The sequence below is a fragment of the Salmonella sp. 741265073_HBA genome, from assembly GCF_046569105.1.
GTDB lineage: Bacteria > Pseudomonadota > Gammaproteobacteria > Enterobacterales > Enterobacteriaceae > Salmonella > Salmonella enterica.
Genome location: NZ_JBKFRY010000001.1, coordinates 179,849 through 204,742, shown reverse-complemented (window position 1 = coordinate 204,742; position 24,894 = coordinate 179,849). Strand labels below are relative to the sequence as shown.

At 53.8% G+C, this 24,894-nt stretch carries 23 protein-coding genes; 8 read left to right on the top strand and 15 right to left on the bottom strand.

What is annotated here, in order from left to right; all coding sequences use genetic code 11:
- Positions 1–50 precede the first annotated feature (50 nt).
- From ACLD3P_RS01025 to ACLD3P_RS01000, 6 genes are all read left to right on the top strand, one after another.
- A complete protein-coding gene (locus ACLD3P_RS01025) occupies positions 51–593 on the top strand; it encodes a fimbrial protein (protein ID WP_076935118.1) in 543 nt (180 codons plus the stop codon).
- 75 nt (positions 594–668) lie between these two features.
- Positions 669–1,346, top strand: coding sequence for a molecular chaperone (locus ACLD3P_RS01020; RefSeq protein ID WP_131046400.1), 678 nt, complete (start codon positions 669–671; stop codon positions 1,344–1,346).
- Between the two features lie 23 nt (positions 1,347–1,369).
- Complete coding sequence (locus ACLD3P_RS01015) at positions 1,370–3,946, top strand: fimbria/pilus outer membrane usher protein (RefSeq protein ID WP_131046401.1); 2,577 nt, start codon at positions 1,370–1,372, stop codon at positions 3,944–3,946.
- A gap of 14 nt (positions 3,947–3,960) precedes the next feature.
- On the top strand, positions 3,961–4,956 hold the full coding sequence (locus ACLD3P_RS01010; RefSeq protein ID WP_076935115.1) for a fimbrial protein: 996 nt from the start codon (positions 3,961–3,963) through the stop codon (positions 4,954–4,956).
- Positions 4,957–4,972: 16 nt separating this feature from the next.
- The gene (locus tag ACLD3P_RS01005; RefSeq protein WP_076935114.1) at positions 4,973–5,494 is read left to right on the top strand and encodes a fimbrial protein; all 522 of its coding nucleotides are present in this window, start codon (positions 4,973–4,975) and stop codon (positions 5,492–5,494) included.
- A gap of 17 nt (positions 5,495–5,511) precedes the next feature.
- Positions 5,512–6,036, top strand: coding sequence for a fimbrial protein (locus ACLD3P_RS01000; protein ID WP_076936394.1), 525 nt, complete (start codon positions 5,512–5,514; stop codon positions 6,034–6,036).
- Positions 6,037–6,343: 307 nt separating this feature from the next.
- Here ACLD3P_RS01000 and fabF read toward each other — a convergent pair whose 3' ends face one another.
- From fabF to yceD, 8 genes are all read right to left on the bottom strand, one after another.
- A complete protein-coding gene (gene fabF / locus ACLD3P_RS00995; protein ID WP_411006612.1) occupies positions 6,344–7,585 on the bottom strand; it encodes a beta-ketoacyl-ACP synthase II in 1,242 nt (413 codons plus the stop codon).
- Between the two features lie 85 nt (positions 7,586–7,670).
- On the bottom strand, positions 7,671–7,907 hold the full coding sequence (gene acpP / locus ACLD3P_RS00990) for an acyl carrier protein (RefSeq protein WP_000103754.1): 237 nt from the start codon (positions 7,905–7,907) through the stop codon (positions 7,671–7,673).
- Positions 7,908–8,062: 155 nt separating this feature from the next.
- Positions 8,063–8,797, bottom strand: a complete 735-nt coding sequence (gene fabG / locus ACLD3P_RS00985; RefSeq protein WP_000007236.1) for a 3-oxoacyl-ACP reductase FabG — start codon at positions 8,795–8,797, stop codon at positions 8,063–8,065.
- 12 nt (positions 8,798–8,809) lie between these two features.
- On the bottom strand, positions 8,810–9,739 hold the full coding sequence (gene fabD / locus ACLD3P_RS00980) for an ACP S-malonyltransferase (protein ID WP_000191343.1): 930 nt from the start codon (positions 9,737–9,739) through the stop codon (positions 8,810–8,812).
- A 15-nt stretch (positions 9,740–9,754) separates the two neighbouring features.
- A complete protein-coding gene (gene fabH / locus ACLD3P_RS00975; RefSeq protein WP_000288148.1) occupies positions 9,755–10,708 on the bottom strand; it encodes a beta-ketoacyl-ACP synthase III in 954 nt (317 codons plus the stop codon).
- Positions 10,709–10,787: 79 nt separating this feature from the next.
- Positions 10,788–11,867, bottom strand: coding sequence for a phosphate acyltransferase PlsX (plsX, locus tag ACLD3P_RS00970; protein ID WP_001518286.1), 1,080 nt, complete (start codon positions 11,865–11,867; stop codon positions 10,788–10,790).
- A gap of 133 nt (positions 11,868–12,000) precedes the next feature.
- Positions 12,001–12,174: a 50S ribosomal protein L32 gene (gene rpmF / locus ACLD3P_RS00965; RefSeq protein WP_000290727.1), complete on the bottom strand. Its 174-nt coding sequence runs from the start codon at positions 12,172–12,174 to the stop codon at positions 12,001–12,003.
- 51 nt (positions 12,175–12,225) lie between these two features.
- Positions 12,226–12,747: a 23S rRNA accumulation protein YceD gene (yceD, locus tag ACLD3P_RS00960; protein ID WP_001174492.1), complete on the bottom strand. Its 522-nt coding sequence runs from the start codon at positions 12,745–12,747 to the stop codon at positions 12,226–12,228.
- A 197-nt stretch (positions 12,748–12,944) separates the two neighbouring features.
- Between yceD and ACLD3P_RS00955 the strand changes: the two genes are divergently transcribed.
- The gene (locus ACLD3P_RS00955; protein ID WP_001137603.1) at positions 12,945–13,529 is read left to right on the top strand and encodes a Maf family protein; all 585 of its coding nucleotides are present in this window, start codon (positions 12,945–12,947) and stop codon (positions 13,527–13,529) included.
- Between the two features lie 82 nt (positions 13,530–13,611).
- Here ACLD3P_RS00955 and rluC read toward each other — a convergent pair whose 3' ends face one another.
- The gene (gene rluC / locus ACLD3P_RS00950) at positions 13,612–14,571 is read right to left on the bottom strand and encodes a 23S rRNA pseudouridine(955/2504/2580) synthase RluC (protein ID WP_114050821.1); all 960 of its coding nucleotides are present in this window, start codon (positions 14,569–14,571) and stop codon (positions 13,612–13,614) included.
- A gap of 573 nt (positions 14,572–15,144) precedes the next feature.
- On the opposite strand from rluC, the gene rne reads away from it, so the two are divergent.
- Entirely contained in the window at positions 15,145–18,348 is a 3,204-nt protein-coding gene (gene rne, locus ACLD3P_RS00945) for a ribonuclease E (protein WP_411006613.1), read from the top strand.
- A 256-nt stretch (positions 18,349–18,604) separates the two neighbouring features.
- Here rne and flgL read toward each other — a convergent pair whose 3' ends face one another.
- From flgL to flgG, 6 genes are all read right to left on the bottom strand, one after another.
- Entirely contained in the window at positions 18,605–19,558 is a 954-nt protein-coding gene (gene flgL / locus ACLD3P_RS00940) for a flagellar hook-associated protein FlgL (RefSeq protein ID WP_001223032.1), read from the bottom strand.
- 14 nt (positions 19,559–19,572) lie between these two features.
- Positions 19,573–21,234, bottom strand: coding sequence for a flagellar hook-associated protein FlgK (gene flgK / locus ACLD3P_RS00935; protein WP_411006614.1), 1,662 nt, complete (start codon positions 21,232–21,234; stop codon positions 19,573–19,575).
- A 64-nt stretch (positions 21,235–21,298) separates the two neighbouring features.
- Positions 21,299–22,249 (bottom strand): flagellar assembly peptidoglycan hydrolase FlgJ, encoded by a 951-nt coding sequence (gene flgJ / locus ACLD3P_RS00930; RefSeq protein WP_000578685.1) that lies wholly within the window; start codon positions 22,247–22,249, stop codon positions 21,299–21,301.
- Complete coding sequence (locus tag ACLD3P_RS00925; protein WP_001518955.1) at positions 22,249–23,346, bottom strand: flagellar basal body P-ring protein FlgI; 1,098 nt, start codon at positions 23,344–23,346, stop codon at positions 22,249–22,251. The genes flgJ and ACLD3P_RS00925 overlap by 1 nt, the downstream gene beginning before the upstream one ends.
- Before the next feature lie 11 nt (positions 23,347–23,357).
- Positions 23,358–24,056 carry a flagellar basal body L-ring protein FlgH gene (flgH, locus tag ACLD3P_RS00920; protein WP_001174897.1) on the bottom strand — a complete coding sequence of 233 codons (699 nt, stop codon included), beginning with the start codon at positions 24,054–24,056 and terminating at the stop codon, positions 23,358–23,360.
- Positions 24,057–24,110: 54 nt separating this feature from the next.
- Entirely contained in the window at positions 24,111–24,893 is a 783-nt protein-coding gene (flgG, locus tag ACLD3P_RS00915) for a flagellar basal-body rod protein FlgG (RefSeq protein WP_000625851.1), read from the bottom strand.
- Between the last annotated feature and the right edge of the window lies 1 nt (position 24,894).

Here is a 24,894-nt window from a genome sequence, read left to right as displayed (position 1 = left end):
TGCGCTGAGTAATATCTACGTATCGAGTCGACCATGAAAGGACATTTTTAATGAAAGGAAAATTTGCCGCTGCTGTATTATTCACCGCAATGGGGCTTGCTTCGACTGCAATGGCTCAGGATGGCCAAGTTAATTTTACCGGCAAAATCATCGAAGCAGGTTGCAAAATTAACGGCAGTGTCACCAGTTCTCAGGATGTCAAGCTGGGCGAGGTCTCTAAAACAGCGTTTACCAACGCTGGCTCAACGGCAGCAACCACCAAGTTTTCACTGGTATTAACCGCCTGCCCTGCAGAGCTGCTGGGAAAACCGGTTTCCGTAAAATATGACGGTACGCCGGACACCCTTAATAACGACTATCTGCAAATCACCGGTTACGGCACTACCGGCGTCGCTAAAGGTGTCGCTATCCAGTTATTGAATAGCGATACCAGCGAACTGCCGCTGGGTACTGAGTCTAAATCCGTTACTATTGCCTCCGATGCGGCAGAAGAAACAAACCTCGACTTTTTCGCCCGTTATATCGCGACAGAAGACAGCGTATCAGGCGGCGATGCCAACGGCGTCGTTAACTTTACTCTGACCTACAACTAATCGCGCGGAATTTATTCTCTCGTTTTAGTAAACCAATAAAGCCGGATGGACCCGGCTTTGCTTTGGAGATACTCCATGAATAAATATAGTTTACTCACTGCCGCCACGCTTATATTCACTACGGCAACCGTACAGGCTGGTGTTATTATCGGCGGAACCCGTATTATTTATAACGGCGATAAAAAAGAAACGTCGATTAGCGTTAAAAATCCGGACCAATCTTCTTATCTCATTCAATCATGGAGTGACGCTGGGGAAAAAAGCAGCGATAAATCGCCGTTTATGGTCACGCCGCCGCTTTTTCGTTTAGGCGCAGGGCAGGAAAATAATCTGCGAATTCTCCGTACTGGCGGCAATCTGCCGGAAGATCGTGAGTCCCTCTACTGGATGAATATTAAGTCGATCCCATCGACGACGGAAAAGCAGGATAACGTTAACACTCTGCAAATTGCGGTGAAAACCCGCATTAAATTAATTTACCGTCCGCAGGCGTTGACGGAGCAACCGGAAAACGTCACCGCGAAGCTGACCTGGCAGCACAGCGGTAACCGTCTTACCGTGACCAATCCCACAGCCTACTATATGAACTTCAGCACGGTGAAGATAGGAACCAGCACCGTGAAAGACGCTACCTATGTCGCGCCGATGAGTTCCGCCAGCTTTACCGCGCCCGCCGAGGCCAGCGGCGACGTAACCTGGACACTTATTAACGATTTCGGCTCTATCGGGTCTGAACACCACAAACGCCTGTGAGACCACACCGAAAGGATATCGGGATGAATGCAGACGCATACAAAAAAATAATGACGCTCAGTCGAATCGCCTGCTTTATCGCCCTGCAGTGCGCACTGCCAGCCGGTAACACTGCGTTTGCCCGCGAATATTTTAACCCAGCGCTGCTGGGGATCGACGGGCCGGGAAAAGAGCTTACCGATCTTTCCGCTTTTGAAGAAGGCATAGGCCAAATGCCTGGCACCTATCGCGTTGACGTCATTGTGAATAAATCGTCCGCTGGCGTGCATGACGTTAATTTTGTTATGCAAAAGGATACTACAGGCAACACCACTTTGCAGCCCTGCTTCAGCGTTGACTCGCTGCGCGAGTTCGGTATTCGTACCGACGCGTTTCCAAATCTTGCTGGTCACGGCGACTGCGCTAACCTGGCGGCGATCCCGCAGGCCAGCGCCGAGTTCGCCTTTGAACGCCAGCAGCTACGGCTGTCTATTCCGCAGGCCGCCGTAGACAGCCATGCCCGCGGCTACATTGCCCCGGAACGGCTCGATGAGGGCATTAACGCCCTGCTGCTCAACTATAGCTTTTCCGGCGCCAACACCAAAGCGCGCCGCGGCGATATGATCGACTCCGACAGCTATTATCTGAGCCTGCGTCCGGGCCTGAATATTGGCCCCTGGCGCATTCGCAACTACAGCACCTGGAATCGCAACGTCAACGGCGATAGCGCCGATGAAAGCTGGGATTCGCTCTACACCTACGCCCAGCGCAATATTATCGCGCTGAAAAGTCAGCTGACGCTCGGCGACAGCACCGCGCCCTCCGAGCTGTTTGATAGTGTGCCGTTCCGCGGCGCACAGCTGGCCTCCGACGATGATATGTTGCCCGATAGCCAGCGTGGCTACGCGCCGGTGGTGCGCGGCATCGCCCGTACTAACGCGCAGGTAATTATCAAACAGAATGGTTACACCATTTATCAAAGCTATGTTTCGCCGGGCGCATTTGAGATTACCGATATGTACCCGACCGGCAGCAGCGGCGATCTTGACGTCACAATTAAAGAGGCCGACGGTAGCGAACAGCATCAGACGGTGGCCTTCGCCTCTCTGCCTATTCTGCAGCGCGAAGGGCGGCTAAAGTACAGCGTGACCAGCGGCCAGTATCGCCCCTATGAGAGCGATATCGACAAAAAAATGTTTACCCAGGCCACCCTGATTTATGGCCTGCCAGCCGGGCTTACGGTATACGGCGGGGGCCAGTTCTCACAGCACTACAAGTCCCTGCTCACCGGGCTTGGAAAAAACTTCGGCGAGTTGGGTGCCGTCTCGGTGGATGGCACTCAGGCATGGTCAACGCAAAAAGATCAGGATAAAGAGAGCGGCCAGTCCTGGCGCATCCGTTACAGTAAAAATATTCTCGAAACCGGCACCAATGTCTCTATTTCGGGTTATCGCTACTCTACATCGGGCTACTACACCCTCCAGGAGGTGCTGGACACCTGGCGGGACGACGACTGGCAGAACACCACGGATCGTAAAAAGAACCGCGCCGAAATCCAGCTCAGCCAGAATTTGTGGGAGAACGGCGGCTCCGTCTCACTTAACGCCATCAGCCAGGATTACTGGAACAGTGACCGAAAAATGCGCTCCATCGGTGTGGGTTACAGCAACAGTTGGAACGGCATCACCTACAGCCTGAACTACAGCTATAACCGTAATACCAACGCCAGTGACGATAGCAATAACAATGGTCACGACAGCACCAAAACCTACGAAGAGGATCAGATTTTCTCTCTGAACATCAATATTCCGCTCGATTACTGGCTGAAGAACAGCTGGGCCAGCTACAACCTGAATACCAGTAAACAGGGCGATACCAGTCATACGGTGGGACTAAACGGGGCTGCGCTGGAAGATCAGAATCTCAACTGGAGCGTGCAGGAGAGCGAAACCAACCACGGCGAGGGCAACGGCGGTTATGGCAGTCTCGATTACCAGGGTTCCTATGCTCGGGTCAATGCGGCATACGGTTATGACCACGATCAGCAGCGCGTGAACTACGGCATTGAAGGCGGCGTTGTGGCCCATGCCCACGGCATTACCTTGAGTCAGCCGCTGGGCGAAACGATCGCGCTGGTAGAAGCCCCGGGCGCCAGCGGCGTCAGCATCAATAACCAGACCGGAGTCAGCACCGACTTCCGCGGTTATACCATCGTGCCGTACATCAGCCCCTATCGGGAAGGTGCGATTTCACTGAACACGGAAGAGTTACCTGACGATGCCGACCTGACGCTCTCCAGCCAGACCGTCACCCCAACGCGCGGCGCGGTGGTTCGCGCCCGATTCGATACTCACGTGGGCAAGCGCGTCCTGATGACGTTAACCCGCAGCAACGGCGATGTCGTACCGTTTGGCGCGATGGTGTCCGATAGCCAGTCCACCACCGCCTCGGCGGCGATAGTTGGTGATGGTGGTCAGGTTTACCTGTCAGGGATGACAGATCAAGGGACACTAACCGCAAAATGGGGCCAGACAGGCAATGAACAGTGCCGCATCACCTATCAGCTACCTGAAGCCACGCCCGCCAGTGGCGTTGTGGAAATGAATGCGCGTTGTCAGTAATAAAGGAGAACCTGATGCAAAAGTCTTTTTTAACCATACTGCTCATCGTCGGTAATTTTTTATTATCGAATACGGCTAGTGCTGATTATTTTTACGATGCGACTATCACGCCTAAACAGTATAAATTTATCGATTTGACTATCCCGGCCAACGCCGGTCAGGACAATGGCTGGTGGGCCGAAAATGGCTCAACGCCTATTAAGATATATGTTAACGATGACACGCATAACTCTTATGCCGATCTATCCATCAGCGGCACTCAGCTTGGGGATAATCTTTATGCGACCAATAACGCCGGCATTGGCATTAAATATAGGCTGAAGATCACATCATCTTCCACCGATCCGGTTGATGGCTCAACTACCTCGCCAGATTATCGTGTAAATCTTTCTGGAAATATCTCAACCGATACACTGAACACATATATTCATGTGTATTACCAACTTGTTAGATTGACTGATAACGTTCCTGCTGGGAATATCACATCGGCCCCCATTGTGACACTAAACATTCATAACCCAGATGGCGTTGGTACCCCTTTATTTTCTGGTGTTGTTTATAACGGTATTTCTGGTAGCCAACCGAAGATGACGGCATGCACAATTAATGCACCTACAGAAATCAAACTACCTCCATTGTATGGCAGTAATCTGGTTAACGGGGCGCAGAATGTCATTGATATCACGCCACCGCTCAAGCTCACTAACTGCCCCGGCGCGATTAACGGCATCAGTTATGAACTGAAAGCCGTTTATGGTGCCCATGATGCTTCGAATGGCGTGATGAAAACGGAAACCGGCACAGGTTATGCCAATGGGGTATATGTGCAATTACAAAATGCCGACGGATCTGGCTATGGAAAATTTAATACAGATATCCCCCTCGATTATACCGGTTCGGGAGATTATGACATCCCGAATTATAAAATTGGCTATTACATTGATAACAGCAGCACCGTCACTGCGGGCAGAGTGAAGTCAGCACTGGAGTTTGATGTTAGCTATAACTAAACGTTAAGGAATAACAATGAAAATGATCGTAAATAAAAAACTGGCGCTGGCAACACTGATCTGTAGTGGTTTGTTTTCTGCGACCAGTCAGGCCGTGAATATTGATATTACTGGTACTGTTGTCGCTTCCCCCTGCGTGGTCAATGGGGGCAACGACTCACTGGAAGTAAACCTGGGGGATAATATTCAGGCGGACAGTTTATCCGCTGGTGGCAGTTCTACCGGCTGGAAAGAATTTACCCTGAGGCTGACCGCCTGCCCGGCCTCAACTTCCAGCTTTAGCGTCGCCTTCAGCGGTACCACAGATACCGACGCTACCAAATATCTGAATACCGGTTCCGCCACAAACCTGGCGTTGGAGTTAACCACCCAGGATGGTGCGACAACATTAAGCAATGGCACTTCTCTGGAAAACGTTACCATTCCATCAGGTACTCATGCTTACGATCTGCAACTACGTACCCGTGCAGTTTCGAAGGGCGGCGTGGGGCCAGGTACGATTGTAGGCCAGGTACAGGCTACATTTACCTATCAATAAGACGAGGTAGCATGATCATGCAACAGGCAACCAGAACACGCGCCGCCATTGTTGTCAGCCTGTGGATTATCCTGGCCTGCACGCATGCCCGGGCAGCCGATATTAACCTGAGCGGCACGGTGGTCGCTTCCGCTTGTACCGTCGATGCCGAAACGAAAGACCAGACAGTGACGTTTGAGCAGGCACGCGCTGTCGATTACCCCAATGTTAGCGATACCAGCGAATGGCAAGATTTTGCACTAACACTCTCCGCCTGTCCGGCCTCCACCACGCAGGTCACTGTCACGTTTACCGGCGACGCCGATAACGACGATCCGACTAAGTTTGCCAATACGCAGGGGGATGCCACCGGAATGGCGCTACAGATCATGAGCCGTGACCACATCACGGAGATCTCACCGCAGGGGGCGTTGGCCGTCAATGTGGATAGTATCAGCCGTAGTGCCACGTTCCCGCTTTCCGCTCGCTTATATACGCCAACCGGCTACGTCACCGCCGGGGAGTTCAAAGCGGTAGTGCAATTCTCCTTCACTTATCAGTAAACACTGCCCATAAGATCGAGTAGGAGGCGCGGGATTGCTCCCGCCGTCCTCTCACACCACCGTACGTACGGGTTCGTATACGGCGCTTCCAGTTCGTCAGGCCAGCATTTTGCTTCCGGCTTCCTTCAGATTCTCCTCGCGGTAGACACCCTTGCCTTCGGCCAACACTTCCTCTCACCGGGTGTGTGGAGGTCTTTCACCTCTTAGTCGTTCTTTAGCCACCACAGCTGAAGAACAGCGTCTGTCACGGCGCACGTAAAAAAAAACAGAGCGCATCGCGCTCCGTTTTTATAGGCTTTGAAACCAACTACACGCGTTTGAAAATCAACGAACCGTTAGTACCGCCAAAACCAAAGGAGTTACACAGAGCGTACTCCAGATCGCTGACCTGGCGCGCTTCATGCGGCACGAAGTCCAGATCGCAACCTTCATCCGGGTTATCCAGATTAATGGTTGGCGGAATGGCCTGATCGCGTAGCGCCAGAATAGAGAAAATAGACTCTACTGCGCCTGCGGCACCCAACAGATGGCCGGTCATCGATTTGGTCGAGCTCACCATCACTCGGCTTGCGGCATCGCCAAAGACTGACTTAACCGCCTGCGTCTCAGCTTTGTCGCCGGCAGGCGTCGACGTGCCGTGTGCGTTGACGTAGCCAATCTGAGCAGGCTCAATCGCGGCATCACGCAACGCGTTAACCATCGCCAGCGCAGCGCCTGCGCCATTTTCCGGCGGCGACGTCATATGGTAAGCATCGCTGCTCATACCAAAGCCGACGATTTCAGCATAGATTTTCGCACCACGCGCTTTTGCATGTTCGTACTCTTCAAGCACCAACATACCGGCACCGTCGCCCAGTACAAAACCATCGCGTTCTTTATCCCACGGACGGCTCGCCGCCTGTGGGTTATCGTTGCGGGTCGACAGCGCGCGCGCTGCGCCAAAACCACCTACGCCCAGCGGCGTACTGGCTTTTTCTGCGCCACCTGCCACCATCGCGTCCGCATCGCCATAGGCGATGATACGCGCGGCATGGCCGATGTTATGCACGCCTGAAGTACAGGCAGTCGCAATAGAGATGCTTGGCCCACGCAGGCCATACATGATAGTCAGATGGCCTGCTACCATGTTAACAATCGTCGACGGGACAAAGAACGGGCTAATCTTACGCGGTCCGCCTTTTACCAGCGAACTGTGGTTTTCTTCGATCAGACCGAGACCACCGATACCGGAGCCGATAGCGGCGCCAATACGGCTTGCGTTCTCTTCCGTCGCTTCAAGGCCAGAATCCTGCATGGCCTGTACGCCAGCGACAATTCCATATTGAATGAAGGCATCCATCTTGCGCTGTTCTTTGCGCGAGATAATGTCATCACAGTTAAAATCCTTTACTAAGCCAGCAAATTTCGTTGCATAGGCGCTAGTATCGAAATGGTCGATCAGGCTGATGCCACTCTGACCGGCAAGGAGAGCTTTCCAGGTAGACTCTACGGTATTGCCGACAGGAGACAACATGCCCAGTCCGGTCACAACTACACGACGCTTAGACACGGTTGTCCTCCAGGGAGGGAAAATGATTCTAGTGGGACAAAAAGATAAAACTCAGGCGGTCGAACGACCGCCTGGAGATGTTCACTTACGCCTGGTGGCCGTTGATGTAATCAATGGCAGCCTGAACGGTGGTGATTTTCTCAGCTTCTTCGTCCGGAATCTCAGTATCAAACTCTTCTTCCAGAGCCATTACCAGCTCAACGGTGTCAAGAGAATCTGCGCCCAGGTCTTCAACGAAAGAAGCATTGTTGGTTACTTCTTCCTGCTTAACGCCCAGCTGTTCGCCGATAATTTTCTTAACGCGTTCTTCGATAGTGCTCATACTCTTAAATTTCCTATCAAAACTCGCTTTCGCGATGGTTTTCGTAGTGTATAAAATGTTGAAAAATTTGCAACTAAATCCCGGCAGGTCTTACCACGATTTTACGTTATTTTGCGGCCTTTCGCCCTAATAACGCAAATATTTTTCAATCGTGATTAAACCATGTACATTCCGCCGTTGACGTGCAAAGTCTCACCAGTGATGTAACTCGCTTCGTCAGAGGCTAAAAATGCAACCGCACTGGCGATTTCCTGAGCGCCGCCGAGGCGACCCGCAGGCACCTGCGCCAGAATACCCGCACGCTGATCGTCAGACAGCGCACGCGTCATGTCCGTTTCAATAAAACCCGGAGCCACAACATTGACAGTAATACCACGGGACGCAACTTCACGCGCCAGTGATTTACTGAAACCGATCAGGCCCGCTTTCGCCGCAGCGTAGTTTGCCTGACCTGCATTTCCCATGGTACCAACCACAGAACCAATAGTGATAATGCGACCACAACGCTTTTTCATCATAGCGCGCATTACCGCTTTTGACAGGCGGAAAACGGATGATAAATTGGTTTCGATAATATCGTTCCACTCATCATCTTTCATTCGCATCAACAGATTATCACGAGTGATACCGGCATTATTAACCAGGATATCCACTTCACCAAATTCTGCGCGAATATTTTCCAGAACAGATTCAATAGATGCAGGATCGGTCACATTCAACATCAAACCTTTCCCGTTAGCACCTAAATAGTCGCTAATGTTCTTCGCACCATTTTCACTGGTCGCAGTCCCGATAACTTTCGCGCCGCGGGCAACGAGAGTCTCTGCAATTGCGCGGCCTATGCCACGGCTTGCACCAGTCACCAGCGCAATCTTTCCTTCAAAGCTCATGGTTTTCCTCTTTTATTGCGTAAGTGCCGCAGACAGCGCCGCCGGCTCGTTCAGCGCCGACGCTGTCAGGGTGTCGACAATACGTTTCGTCAGACCAGTGAGGACTTTACCTGGACCCACTTCATAAAGATGTTCAACGCCCTGCGCCGCGATAAATTCCACGCTCTTCGTCCACTGTACCGGATTGTACAACTGGCGAACCAGCGCATCGCGGATAGCGGCGGCATCGGTTTCACATTTCACGTCAACGTTGTTTACTACCGGCACCGTTGGCGCGCTAAAGGTAATTTTGGCTAATTCAACCGCCAGCTTATCTGCCGCTGGTTTCATCAGCGCGCAGTGCGACGGTACGCTCACCGGCAGCGGCAGCGCGCGTTTCGCGCCAGCGGCTTTACAGGCTGCGCCCGCGCGTTCTACCGCCTCTTTATGCCCGGCGATAACCACCTGTCCAGGCGAGTTAAAGTTAACCGGCGAAACAACCTGCCCTTCGGCAGATTCTTCACAGGCTTTAGCAATAGAGGCATCATCCAGCCCGATGATCGCAGACATGCCGCCAGTACCTTCCGGAACCGCTTCCTGCATGAATTTACCGCGCATTTCCACCAGACGAACGGCATCAGCAAAGTTGATGACGCCAGCGCAAACCAGCGCGGAATATTCGCCCAAGCTGTGACCTGCCATTAACGCAGGCATTTTACCGCCCTGCTGCTGCCAAACGCGCCAAAGCGCGACGGAAGCGGTTAATAACGCCGGCTGCGTCTGCCAGGTTTTATTCAGTTCTTCCGCTGGACCTTGCTGGGTGAGCGCCCACAGATCATATCCCAGAGCCGCAGAAGCTTCAGCAAACGTTTCTTCTACGATAGGGTAATTTGCCGCCATTTCGGCCAACATCCCAACGCTCTGAGAACCCTGACCGGGGAACACAAATGCAAATTGCGTCATGTTTAAATCCTTATACTAGAAACGAATCAGCGCGGAGCCCCAGGTGAATCCACCCCCGAAGGCTTCAAGCAATACCAGCTGACCGGCTTTAATTCGCCCGTCACGCACGGCTTCATCCAGCGCGCACGGCACAGAAGCCGCGGAGGTATTGCCGTGCCTGTCCAGCGTGACGACGACATTGTCCATCGACATGCCGAGTTTTTTCGCTGTCGCGCTAATGATACGCAGGTTAGCCTGATGCGGCACCAGCCAGTCGAGTTCTGAGCGATCCAGGTTATTAGCCGCCAGCGTCTCATCGACAATATGCGCCAGTTCAGTGACCGCCACTTTAAAGACTTCATTGCCCGCCATCGTCAGGTAAATCGGGTTATCCGGATTTACGCGATCGGCATTCGGCAGGGTCAGTAATTCACCGTAACGGCCATCGGCATGAAGATGAGTGGAGATAATACCCGGTTCTTCAGAAGCGCTCAGTACGGCCGCGCCTGCGCCATCGCCGAAAATAATGATCGTACCGCGATCGCCAGGATCGCAAGTGCGGGCTAATACATCGGAACCGACCACCAGCGCGTGTTTAACCGCGCCGGATTTAACGTACTGGTCGGCGATGCTTAACGCGTAGGTGAAACCTGCGCACGCTGCCGCGACATCAAACGCCGGGCAACCTTTAATACCGAGCATACTTTGAATCTGACATGCCGCGCTTGGAAATGCATGCGTTGCTGATGTGGTAGCCACCACAATCAAGCCAATTTGGTCTTTATCGATCCCCGCCATCTCAATCGCGCGATTCGCAGCGGTAAAGCCCATCGTCGCGACAGTTTCATTCGGCGCGGCGATATGGCGTTCACGAATACCTGTACGAGTGACAATCCACTCGTCAGAGGTCTCAACCATTTTTTCCAGATCGGCGTTAGTCCGCACTTGTTCGGGCAGATAGCTGCCAGTACCAATAATCTTCGTATACATGTACGCTCAGTCACTTTTCGGTTATATACCGTTACCTGTAAACGTCTGGCACGCTGGCGGCGCCGGGGAGACAGCGATATTATCTGTGCGCCCGCAGGTTTACGCCTTTGCCATCGTCCAGCGGTTCAAATCCGGCTGGGTATACAGATTCCAGGCGAGCGGCAATTCGCTGAGGAACTTGTCGCTGCACCGCCTGCACTGCCTGTTCAATCGCGACTGCAAATGCTCGCTGATTGGCCGCACCATGACTTTTTATCACCGTGCCGCGCAATCCTAACAGACAGGCGCCATTATACTGGTCGGGGTTGAGGTGACTGAATCGCCTCGTCAGGCTTTTTTGTAACCAACGTTTTAATAACAGCAGCCACCACGACCGTTTTTTCCCCTCGCCCTGTGATTTCAGCAGTGAAAGGAACATTCTGACAACCCCCTCCATCGTTTTAAGTGTGACATTGCCTGTAAAGCCGTCACACACCAGTACATCGGTTTTTCCCGTCAGTAACTCATTCGCCTCAAGGTAGCCGATGTAATTGATGGTTGGGACTGTTTTTAACATTAAAGAGGCTTCGCGAATACTGTCGAGACCTTTGGTTTCTTCTTCCCCGATATTGAGTAGCGCCACGCGGGGATTTTTGATCCCGACGACCTCTTCCGCCAAAACGGCGCCCATCACGGCAAACTGCACCAGCATGGTACTGTCACAGTCGACGTTGGCACCCAAATCAAGCACTACCGTTTTGCCCTTTTGCTGATGCGGTAATACCGTCACCAACGCCGGACGCTCAATCCCCTCAAGAGGCTTGAGCAATAATTTCGCCAGCCCCATCAGCGCCCCGGTATTACCGGCGCTAACGCAAGCTTCGGCTCGGCCTTCTTTCACAAGCTCCAGGGCCACACGCATGGATGTCCCGCGACTGGCGCGGATCGCCTGCGAAGGCCGGGCATCACTGGCAATAACTGACTGTGCAGGGATAATCTGCAGACGCGAACGTTGTTCAAAGTCAGCTTTGGCAAGTAATGGCGTGATAATATCGGGATTCCCGACTAAAAGAAGAGTGAGCTGCGAATTAGCGTTCAGTGCCTGCAATGCTGCAGGCACCGTCACGGAAGGACCAAAATCGCCCCCCATGACATCTAACGCCAGGGTTAGACGTGTCAAGGTATCGTCGCTGCCTGGTTCGGTGTTCTCCGCTTACGCGGAGAAATCCTCACTAAGCTTTATCACGCTTGTACTCTTCGGCTTTTACACCACAGGCACGCCTGTGATGCAAAAGGCATCGAGTATCGCGCGATTACTTAGCGATGACCTTACGGCCGCGGTAGTAACCGTCGGCAGTGATGTGGTGACGCAGGTGTTTTTCACCAGAAGTTTTGTCTACAGACAGGCTGGTGACTGCGGTCAGAGCGTCATGGGAACGACGCATGCCACGTTTGGAACGGGTTGGTTTATTCTGTTGTACGGCCATGGACCTTACTCCTCAATTACGGTTTATCCCTGCGTCCGCGGGGAAGACCTATTACTTACGCTTTAAGCTGGCTAATACGGCAAATGGGTTTGGCTTTTGCGCTTCATCAGGCAGTTCGCCAAAGACCATGTCCGCCTCGGACACTTCACAGTGTTCAGAATCATGCACCGGAACTACCGGCAAGGCGAGGATGATTTCATCTTCAACCGTCGCCAGCAGATCGATTTCGCCGAATTCGTTTACCTCAATCGGCTCATACGCTTCCGGCAGTGCTTCAGCCTGCTCGTCGGAACGGACAGGGCTAAAACAATACGTTGTGTGAACCTGATGGGTAAACGGTTTCCCGCAACGCTGGCATTCGAGCGACACCGTAACGACCGCATCGCCGGTTAAAACGGCGAGACGCTGGTTATCGATAGCGAACGACATGGAGCATTCCACATCACTGTCCACACTGACTACAGACTCGGCAACGCGCTCAACCTGATCGGGGGTATAGATACCCTGGTAATCAAGGCGTTTTTGAGCGGTACGAACCGGATCAAGAGTCAGGGGTAATTTTACCTTTTGCATAGGGCGCGCATATTAACTTCGTAACGTCATATAGTCAAAGAAAAAGGCAGCCTGCGGTTGCCTTTTGCCAATAATTCGCACACATTGCGGGTTACAGACTTATTTTCGCTCAAGACGAGTCAGTATGACAGGCTTGAAGACCGAAGAGCATAGTTTAAGATGGCTCTCATCATTACGCTATATCTGAGGGAAAAAATATGCCCCGTCTCATCCTTGCGTCTACCTCTCCCTGGCGTCGCGCGCTGCTGGAAAAGCTGACGATTCCTTTCGAATGCGCCGCGCCGGATGTTGATGAAACCCCCATGCCGGGCGAAGCGCCGCGTCAGTTGGTGCTGCGGCTGGCGCAGGCGAAGGCGCAATCGCTCGCCGCGCGTTTCCCGAATCATTTGATTATTGGCTCCGACCAAATTTGTGTTCTGGACGGCGAAATCACCGGCAAACCGCTGACGGAAGAAAAAGCGCGTCAGCAATTAGCCAAAGCCAGCGGAAATATTGTGACGTTTTATACCGGACTGGCACTGTATAACTCCGCCTCCGGGCACTTACAAACCGAAGTGGAGCCTTTTGACGTTCATTTTCGCCATTTAAGCGAAGCGGAAATAGACGACTATGTCCGTAAAGAGCATCCGCTGCACTGCGCGGGAAGTTTTAAAAGCGAAGGTTTAGGCATTGCATTATTTGAACGCCTGGAAGGTCGTGACCCAAATACCTTGATCGGTTTGCCGCTGATCGCGTTGTGTCAAATGCTGCGGCGGGAAGAGATGAACCCGCTGAATGCCTGATTAATCTGCCTGATGGCGACGCGATGCGTCTTATCAGGCCTACGGTGCATCACACGATTGTAGGCCTGATAAGCAACGTGCATCAGGCTTTACTACGTAATACCTCAAGGCAGCGCTTCAATTGCTTATCCATTGGCGCTTCAATGCGCATGACTTCGCCCGTTCCCGGATGCGTGAACTTCAGCGCCGCGGCGTGCAGAAAGAGACGTTTAAGACCAGTTCCCGCTTCGGTAAGCTGTTGATCAAACTCACGGTCGCCGTAGCGATCGTCGAACGCAATAGGGTGACCGGCATATTGGGTATGTACGCGAATCTGATGCGTACGGCCCGTGACCGGGCTACAGCGCACCAGCGTGGCGAAGGCATAGCGCTCTTCCACCTTGAAGCGCGTTTCTGACGGTTTGCCTTCCTGGCTCACGCGAACAATGCGTTCGCCGCTTTGCAGAATGTTCTTTAATAATGGCGCCTGTACGGTTTTAACGTGCGATTGCCACTGGCCGCGCACCAGCGCCAGATAATCTTTCTGCATTCCCTTTTCGCGCAGTTGCTCATGCAGCGAACGCAGCGCGGAGCGTTTTTTCGCCACCAACAGCACGCCGGAGGTATCGCGGTCAAGACGATGCACCAGTTCCAGGAATCGCGCTTCCGGACGCAACGCCCGCAGCCCTTCGATGACGCCAAAACTTAACCCGCTCCCGCCGTGTACGGCGGTGCCGGAAGGCTTATTCAGCACCAGAATATGCTCGTCTTCATACAAAATGACGTCCGCCAACGCCGCTACTTTTTGCAAATGCGGCGACACGGCCTCTTCTTCCCGTTCAGCAACGCGAACCGGCGGAATGCGGACTTCATCGCCCGCTTCCAGTTTGTATTCCGGTTTAATGCGTTTTTTGTTCACCCGCACCTCGCCTTTACGCAAGATGCGATAAATCATACTTTTTGGTACCCCTTTCAGTTGGGTGCGCAAAAAGTTATCAATGCGTTGCCCCGCTTCGTCAGCGGCGATAGCAACAATTTTTACGGATGGCGTTTCTGTTTTCATGGGGGGCGATTCTAAATAGCCTGTGAGATTCGCGCCACACATTTTTCTATGCTTATAGAGACGTCTACGCCAGTGGATGAACATTTTTCACTGCGGTTTTGCTGGTTATTAAAGCGATTGGCTCGCGCTGGTGAAAAAACTGTGAGTAAGCGGGTGATAAATGGTAAAAGTCATCTTGCTATAACAAGGTTAGCAGTGGAATAATGATGCGGTTTCCGCACCGAAACTTGTTAAAACAAAAAGTTTAGCGGAATAACCCATTTTGTCTGACCGATCATCAACGCAGCAATGGCGTAAGACGTATTGATTTTTCAGACAGTTAGCGGGCTGCGGGTTGCAGTCCTTACCGGTAGATAGGATCTTCTCTGGAGAGTAATGCCCAGGCTGCTTCCCTGATAATTGCGCTGTGTTTCCGTATGAAATACAGGCAACCGACACTCTGCGCCTCTTTGAGCTGACGATAACCGTGAGGTTGGCGACGCGAAATAGTCACGAGGCCATCGGTTCATGCCCGGTAAGGCGTCACCATGCCCGCAGCTTAGTCGTCAACGTAAGAATAATGAGTAAGTTACGATGAAAAGAATGTTAATCAACGCAACTCAGCAGGAAGAGTTGCGCGTCGCCCTTGTAGATGGGCAGCGTCTGTACGATCTGGATATAGAAAGCCCCGGACACGAGCAGAAAAAAGCGAACATCTATAAAGGCAAAATTACCCGTATTGAACCGAGCCTGGAAGCGGCTTTTGTTGATTACGGCGCAGAACGCCACGGTTTCCTCCCGTTAAAAGAAATTGCCCGCGAATATTTCCCCGCTAACTACAGCGCTCATGGTCGCCCGAACATTAAAGACGTGTTACGCGAAGGCCAGGAAGTCATTGTTCAAATCGATAAAGAAGAGCGCGGCAACAAAGGCGCGGCGTTAACCACCTTTATCAGTCTGGCGGGCAGCTACCTGGTACTGATGCCGAATAACCCGCGCGCGGGTGGTATTTCCCGTCGCATTGAAGGCGACGATCGTACCGAGTTAAAAGAAGCGTTGGCCAGTCTGGAACTTCCTGAAGGGATGGGGCTTATCGTACGTACCGCGGGCGTGGGTAAATCCGCCGAAGCGTTGCAGTGGGATTTAAGCTTCCGCCTGAAACACTGGGAAGCCATTCAGAAAGCCGCTGAAAGCCGTCCCGCGCCGTTCCTGATCCATCAGGAAAGCAACGTCATCGTACGCGCGTTTCGCGACTATCTGCGTCAGGATATCGGTGAAATCCTGATCGACAATCCAAAAGTGATGGAAATGGCGCGTCAGCATATCGCCGCGTTGGGCCGCCCGGATTTTAGCAGCAAAATTAAGCTGTACACCGGTGAAATCCCGTTGTTCAGCCATTACCAGATCGAATCGCAGATCGAGTCAGCGTTCCAGCGTGAAGTGCGCCTGCCCTCCGGCGGCTCCATTGTCATTGACAGTACCGAAGCGTTAACCGCCATCGATATCAACTCCGCCCGCGCGACTCGCGGCGGCGATATCGAAGAAACCGCGTTCAACACTAATCTCGAAGCGGCCGACGAGATTGCCCGCCAGCTGCGTCTGCGCGACCTGGGCGGCCTGATCGTTATCGACTTTATCGATATGACGCCGGTACGTCACCAGCGCGCGGTAGAAAACCGCCTGCGTGAAGCGGTACGTCAGGACCGGGCGCGTATTCAGATTAGCCATATTTCCCGCTTCGGCCTGCTCGAAATGTCGCGTCAGCGCCTGAGCCCGTCGCTGGGCGAATCCAGCCATCACGTGTGTCCGCGCTGTAGCGGTACCGGCACCGTGCGCGATAACGAATCTCTGTCGCTGTCCATTCTGCGCCTGATTGAAGAAGAAGCGCTGAAAGAGAATACGCAGGAAGTCCATGCCATTGTTCCTGTGCCGATCGCCTCTTATCTGCTTAACGAAAAACGGACGGCAGTTAACGCTATTGAGACGCGTCAGGATGGCGTCCGCTGTGTCATCGTCCCGAACGATCAGATGGAAACGCCGCACTATTCCGTGCTGCGCGTACGCAAAGGGGAAGAAACGCCGACCCTGAGCTACATGCTGCCGAAGCTGCACGAAGAAGCGATGGCGCTGCCTTCTGAAGAAGAGTACGCCGAGCGTAAACGCCCGGAACAGCCTGCGCTGGCGACATTCGCTATGCCAGATGTGCCTCCGGCGCCGACGCCTGTCGAACCGGCGGTTAGCGTCGCCACGGCGAAAAAGGATAATGTTGCCGCCGCGCAGCCTGCCCAGCCGGGTCTGTTTAGCCGCTTCCTTAACGCGCTGAAACAACTGTTCAGCGGTGAAGAAACGAAAACCGTCGAAACAGCCGCGCCGAAAGCGGAAGAAAAAGCGGAGCGTCAGCAGGATCGTCGCAAGCCACGCCAGAACAACCGTCGCGATCGTAACGAACGCCGCGACACCCGTGATAACCGTGCCGGACGTGACGGCGGTGAGAGCCGCGACGATAATCGTCGTAACCGTCGCCAGGCGCAGCAGCAAAATACGGAAACGCGCGATATCCGCCAGCAGGAAACGGCGGAAAAAGTGAAAACCGGCGATGAGCAGCAACAGACGCCGCGTCGCGAACGCAGCCGCCGCCGCAATGATGACAAGCGCCAGGCGCAGCAGGAAGTAAAAGCGCTTAACCGCGAAGAACAACCTGTCCAGGAGACCGAGCAGGAAGAACGCGTTCAGCAGGTTCATCCGCGCCGCAAGCAGCGTCAGCTTAATCAGAAAGTCCGCTTTACCAACAGCGCAGTGGTTGAAACGGTTGACACGCCGGTCGCCGTCGACGAACCACGCCCGGTTGAAAACGTTGAACAGCCCGTTCCAGCGCCGCGTACCGAGCTGGCGAAAGTTGATTTACCTGTCGTTGCCGATATCGCGCCGGAGCAGGATGATAGCGTAGAACCTCGCGATAATACCGGTATGCCGCGTCGCTCCCGCCGTTCTCCGCGCCACCTGCGCGTAAGCGGTCAGCGTCGCCGTCGCTATCGTGACGAGCGCTACCCGACACAATCGCCGATGCCGCTAACCGTCGCCTGCGCGTCGCCGGAAATGGCGTCCGGTAAAGTCTGGATCCGCTACCCGATTGTCCGTCCTCAGGAAACGCAGGTTGTTGAAGAGCAGCGTGAAGCAGATCTGGCGCTGCCACAACCGGTTGTCGCTGAACCGCAGGTTATCGCTGCGACCGTAGCGTTAGAACCACAAGCGTCGGTACAGGCGGTAGAAAACGTTGCCGTTGAGCCGCAGACCGTCGCCGAACCACAGGCGCCGGAAGTCGTCGAGGTCGAGACAACGCATCCGGAAGTCATTGCCGCGCCGGTTGATGAACAGCCGCAACTGATTTCCGAAAGCGATACGCCGGTGGCGCAAGAGGTTATTGCTGACGCCGAACCGGTAGCAGAAACCGCCGACGCATCCATTACGGTGGCTGAAAACGTGGCTGATGTTGTCGTTGTCGAGCCAGAAGAAGAGACAAAAGCGGAAGCGGCTGTTGTGGAGCACACGGCAGAAGAAACCGTTATCGCACCGGCCCAGGTGGTGGAAAAGCCGCAGGACGTTGTCTGCGTTGACGATCATAACCACGCCAGCGCGCCGATGACGCGTGCGCCAGCGCCGGAATATGTGCCGGAAACCCCGCACCATAGCGACTGGCAGCGCCCTTCCTTCCACTTTGAAGGTAAAGGCGCAGCAGGCGGACACAGCGCCACACGCCACGCCAGCGCCCCGGCGACACGCCCACAGCCGATAGAATGATGTAAATGCTGATACAAAGCCGACCACCAGGTCGGCTTTTTTATGCCCCTTACAGGGCGATGCCTCACCCCATGGCGTCTTTTAGTCACTCCTGGCGTTTATGAGATCAGGCGGGATAATACGTACGGATGGCGTCGCTACGGGCGCGACAATATGACCACTAACTCAATGACGACTAAAAAAATGCCCGCGCCGGGGTGGATGGCGCGGGCAGACAAAACATATCCAGTTTCGTGATATGTTTCAAAAAGAGGCGTTACCGGTTCAACTGGAAAAGCGACATTCCCTGCATGTCGGTAAACGTTTTATAGGACGCCTGTAATGCCGCCTGTTGCATGACGTAGGAGGAAATGACCGAGTTCCAGTCCACATCTACCAGGTTGCTCATCTGCAGCTTCTGTCCCAGCGCACGGTCGCTTCCCAGTGAATCCAGCGTACTGAGTTCGCTCAGTTGCGTTCCCAGTTCCGCACGAACGGTCAGGACGTTATTGAGCGAATTTTTTAAGCCGCGATTGGTTTTATCAATGGCGGCAGCGGCTTTTTCTTTTTCCACGTCATTGCCTTCCACCGGGGTCTTGAGCGCGGCAATTGCCGTATCGAGCATGACAAACAGATTCTTTTCGGAGTCCGAGCCATCCGGTTCCGGCACCGCATTGCTGGTGATGCTATTAAAAATTTGCGCTCCCGTATGGCCAATTACCATCGTGCGTGCGGAATCCACCTGCTGGGTAACACTTTTCTCGCCGCCATGATAACCACCTGTCGCCTGGTCGAATGGCGCCGCTTCCGTTTTATACCCGGCAAAGATATAGCGACCATTGCCGTCAGTGCTGTTTGCCAGGTTCATCAGCTGATCGCGGATCCCCTGTAAATCCGTCGCCAGCGACGCACGGTCATCGTCGCTTAACGTGCCGTTTCCGGCATAGACGATTTTTTCCTGCGCGGTTTGAATCGCCGTCGTCACCTGACTGAGTACGCTTTCTTCCAGCGACACTTTTTGGGTGGCAAACGTACGCGCCAGGGCGTACTGGCTATTCTGCGCCTGCGCCTGAGAGAGTACTACCGCCTGCGACGCGGCGATCGGATCGTCAGATGGGTTGGTAACGCGCTTACCGGTAGACATCTGCTCGCCCAGCTTCATCCATTCGGCCTGAGAATTAGTGATACCGCTCATATTTTGTTCGTACATCATCTGAGTACTGATACGCATGTCATCCTTCTCCTTTAGCGAATATTCAGTAACGCATCAAACAGCGCATTCGCGGTCTGCAATACTTGCGCATTCGCCAGATAATACTGCTGATAACGCTGCAAATTGCCGTACTCTTCGTCGAGGTTAACGCCGGAAACCGACTGTTGCTGTTTATAAAGCTGTTTAACCACATTCGCTTGCGTGGTGCTGCTGGTTTTCAGCGTTGACGTTTTGTTACCCACATCGCTGACCAACGTGGCGTAAGCATCGTTAAAGGTTTTGTTGCCGCCCACTACATTGCTGTTTTGTAAGTCCAGCAATGCCTGACCATTGCGGTTATCGCTGTCGCCGGTATCCACATCAGGATCGAGTTTTGACTCAGACGCCATCGCAATCTCGGCTTCATTTGTCACTTTAACGTTCATGTCGACGATAGCATTGCTGACCGGCTTGAGAAGAAAACTGTCGTTTTTCTGTGCGCCGGTCCCTACCGTCACTTTCAGACCGTCAATCTCCAGTTTTCCGTCAGCATCTTTTGTCGCCGTGAAAGTGGTGTTATCCGCAGTGCGAGTAACCTGCCAGTCTGTACCGTCAAAAATAATCTTATAATCCGTCGCCTGAACCTTCGTGCTGTCGACCACCTTAGCGGTTAGCGATACCGTTTTATCGGCATTATTACTGTTGCTATATACCACCGGCGAGCCAATGCTAAAGAAGTCTTTCCCTTTATTGCCGTCGGCGTCATAACCTTTGGTATGCTGCGCGTTAAACGCATCGGCAAACGCCAACGCCAACTGGCCCAGCGTATTACGAGTCTGATCCAGATCCTGAGAACGGAACGTCAGTAATCCGCCGAGCGAACCGGTGTTCAGCAACTTTTCCGGAATTTCGATGTTACCGGCGGCCTCATCGACATAAGCGACAGTCGTTCGCGTCGGGTCGGCGCTGGAGGGAACCGCCGCCAACTGACGCGCCGTCGACCCCTGCACCAGCGTATAGCCATTGGCCATCGTCAGGTTATAGGTGCCGCCGTCCTGTACGCTCACCTCGACGCCAACGATCTTGTTAAGCTCGCTGACCAACTGATCACGCTGATCGAGCAGGTCGTTCGGCGATGCGCCCGCGCCTACGCCCGTCATACGGGAGATTTGATCGTTCAGGTTAGCTATCTGCTTCGCGTAATTGTTGATTTGCGCCACGCTGGAGCCAATCGCGATATTGACCTGTTTATCCTGATCGCGCAGATACTGATCGGTGGTTTTGAACTGGTTTACCAGCCCTTCCGCTTTACCAATCAGCGCCTGACGCGCCGCAGGATCTTCCGCATTACTGACTAACGTTTGCAGGCTGGTAAAAAAACTCTGCAGCGAGCCAGACAGCGAGCTGGATTTATCGGCCAGCAGGTTGTCGATTTTCGACATCTGTTCATAGCGCGTGGTTAAGCCGCTGCTCTGGTTTTGCGCGCCGCGTAGCTGATTAGTGATAAACGCATCATATTCGCGCTGTACGCCTGAAACGTAAACGCCATTACCTATCCAGCCGCCAGCCCCTAACGTACTGTTTGCCTGCGCCAGAATAGTTGTCTGCCGGGTATAACCCGCAACGTTATAATTGTTGATGTTATTACTGACCGTATTTAACGCGGCCTGCGCGGCGTTAAGTCCGCTCATGGCGTGATTAATCAAGCTGGACATGATGGTTCCTTTTAATCCTTCAATACTCGTTGTTATCGGCAGCGACTACGTGGACTTGAGCAATTTAAAAGAGATTGTCGAGATTCGCGCTGTAGGTTTTGCTGACCTTTTCACTCATCGCTTTCAACTGCTGAATCATGCTGGTCAATTTACGCGCGTAATTCGGGTCAGTGGCGTATCCGGCGTTTTGCAGGGCCACTGCGCCTTGCTCTGCCGTGGCGGCAGTGGTCACGGCAGCGTAGCGTGGGTTACGCGTTAACAGCGCGACATAATCCGATAACGCCTCCAGATACGAGCTATAGACGCGGAATTTCGCTTTCACTTTTTTCGCTTCGCCATTTTCGTATTCAGTGGTGGTGATTTCCGTCACCGGCCCTTTCCAACTGGCGGTCGCTTTCACGCCAAATACGTTATAGCTGGGTTCGCCATTCTCCCGCAGGATTTGCCGCTGCCCCCAGCCGGACTCCAGCGCCGCCTGCGCCAGAATCAGATGATGCGGCACCCCGCTTTGTTCGCTGGCCAGCCTCGCCGGGAGCGAAAGCCGGGCCAGAAAGTCTTTACTGTCGCCGGAGAGCGGCGCATCGCTGCTGTCCGGCGTTTTCGGTATGGCTTTGCGCACCAGTTGGGTCAGCGCCTGATTTTGATAGCTGTTTACCGTCTCCAGGGAGAATTTAAGCGGTACTTGCGGCGCGTCATCCGCAGGCATCGTCTGCCCGCCCGTCATCTGTTTAACCATCATATCCGCCAGCCCCAATCCCTTACCGGCGGTCATCTGCTGGGCGATCTGTTGGTCATACATGCTGGTATACAGACGCGTCTGATCGCTGCTGAATAAACCATCTTTGGGTAAAGCCTCGCGCATACTTTTCAGCATCATCTGGACAAACATCCCTTCCACCTGACGGGCCACAGGACGGATATTCGCCGCCGGGTCCTGGCCCGCTTTCGCTTTCAGTTCGTTCAGAGATTGCGCATCCCAGGCCGCGCTGGCCAGCAATTTACCGTCTCCGATCATCAGATGATTTCCAGTTTGGCGCGTAGACAGCCCGCGCTCTGCATGGACTGCAAAATCGACATCAGGTCCATCGGCGTCGCGCCAAGCGCATTCAGCGCACGCACTACGCTGTTCAGATTGGCGCTGGAACGCACGCTCTGTAGCGATCCGCCGCTCTGACGCAAATCTATTTGAGTTTGTGGCGTCACCACGGTCTGCCCGCCGCCAAATGGCGTATTCGGCTGGTTGACGTTGAGCTGGCGATTGACTGTCACTGACAAATTGCCCTGCGCCACAGCGCAGCTATCCAGCGTGACTTCCCGATTCATGACCACCGAACCGGTACGCGAGTTGATCACGACTTTTGCATCCTGCGGCGTCACGTTGACTTCCATATTTTGAATGTCCGCCAGAAAACGCACCTGCGAGCTGTTGCCGCTGGGCACGCGTACCTGTACCGTTCGCGCATCAAGCGCAGTGGCGCTGCCGTAACCGCGGGCGCGGTTGATGGCGTCGGTAATTTGCTGCGCCATCGTAAAATCTTCGTCGTTCAATTGCAGATTAATGGTGTTGCCAGCGCCGAACTGAGTCGGCAACTCGCGTTCGATAATCGCGCCATTAGTGATGCGCCCGCCATTAAGCTGGTTAACCTGCACGCTACTGCCGCCTGCGGAAGCGCCCGCGCCGCCGACCAGAATATTGCCTTGCGCCAGAGCATACACCTGGCTGTCCACCCCTTTTAACGGCGTCATTAATAACGTCCCGCCACGCAGACTTTTAGCGTTCCCCATTGAGGAAACGACGACATCGATCGTTTGTCCCTGTCGCGCAAAAGGCGGATACGACGCCGTCACCATCACCGCCGCCACGTTTTTCAACTGCATGTTGGTGCCGGTGGGGACCGTAATCCCCAGTTGTGACAGCATGTTATTCAGCGTCTGGGTGGTAAATGGCGTCTGAGTCGTCTGGTCGCCCGTACCGTCCAGCCCAACCACCAGCCCGTAGCCGATCAGCGAGTTTTCCCGAACCCCCTGGACACTGGTCAGATCCCGGATACGCTCGGCGTGCGCCAAAGTGGCAACCAGTGCCAGAACGATTCCTGCAAGAGCTTTAAACACATACACCTCGCTTACATCGGCGACAAATTAAGGAAGAAACGTTGCAGCCAGCCCATATTTTGCGCTTCGTTAATATAGCCGTTCCCGACATATTCAATCCGCGCATCCGCCACCTGTGTCGAGGGAACGGAGTTGCTGCCGCTGATGGTGCGTGGATTTACCACGCCGGAGAAGCGGATGAATTCCGTTCCCTGATTAATCGCGATCTGTTTTTCCCCCACGACGTGTAAATTGCCATTGGCCAGAACCTGATCGACGGTCACGGTCAGCGTGCCGCTAAAGGTATTGCTGGCATTCGCGCCGCCTTTGCCGTTAAAAGAGTTGCCGCCGGAGGCCTCCATATCCGCGCGGGAATTACCGAATAATCCCTGCAGATAACGCGGTACCGTATCAAAACCAAAGCTGGTTTTGCCGTCGCGACTGGCATTTGCCGACGAGCTTTTACTGGCGCTGACGTTTTCCTGTAACACAATCGTGAGCGTATCGCCGATATTACGCGGTCGACGATCTTCAAAAAGCGGCTGATAGCCATAATTAATCGGCTGCGCAGACTGAAATATGGAGCCATTCGCCACCGGTACCGGGCCAGGTATCGGCTGCGCCGTGGTCGCCCCCTGCACGAGCGGTTTAGCGGGTATCCAGGCGCATCCTGTCAGCGTCGCGACCATCAGGGCCATAACTGGGTAAGCGTGAAGCGCGTATTTTTGCATTACCTTCATCTTCAAAATCAGGGAGCCGGTGGCGTATCCCCCACCGGCGGCCCCTTAGAGTTGCGTCAGTTTCTGCAGCATCTGATCGGTCGTCGATACTGCTTTACTGTTAATTTCATAGGCGCGTTGAACCTGAATCATGTTCACCAGCTCTTCCGCCACGTTAACGTTCGACGTTTCGACATACCCTTGATACAACAACCCCGCGCCGTTGAGCCCCGGCGTGCTTTCGTTCGGCGCGCCGGACGATTGCGTTTCGATATAGAGGTTCTCGCCGATGCTTTCCAGCCCGGTGTCGTTCATAAAGGTGGTCAGGTTAAGCTGCCCGACCTGAACCGGCGCGGCCTGCCCCTGCTGGGTAACGCTGACCACGCCGTCGCGGCCAATCGTGATACTTAACGCGTTGGCCGGAATGGTGATTGCCGGCTGCACCTGAAAACCGCCCGCCGTCACCAGTTGACCATTCTGATCCACCTGGAAAGAGCCGTCGCGGGTATAGGCAGACGTACCGTCCGGCAGCATGACCTGGAAAAAGCCCTGCCCTTTAATCGCCACATCTTTACTGTTGTTGGTCTGCGACAGGTTACCCTGACTGTGCAGACGCTCCGTGGCGACCGGACGCACGCCGGTACCGATTTGCAGCCCGGAAGGCAGCGTCGTCTGCTCGGACGACTGCGCGCCCGGCTGGCGGATGGTCTGATACAACAGATCTTCAAATACCGCGCGCTGACGCTTAAAACCATTGGTGCTGACGTTTGCCAGGTTATTGGCAATCACATCCATATTGGTTTGCTGCGCGTCCAGACCGGTTTTGGCGATCCATAATGAACTGATCATA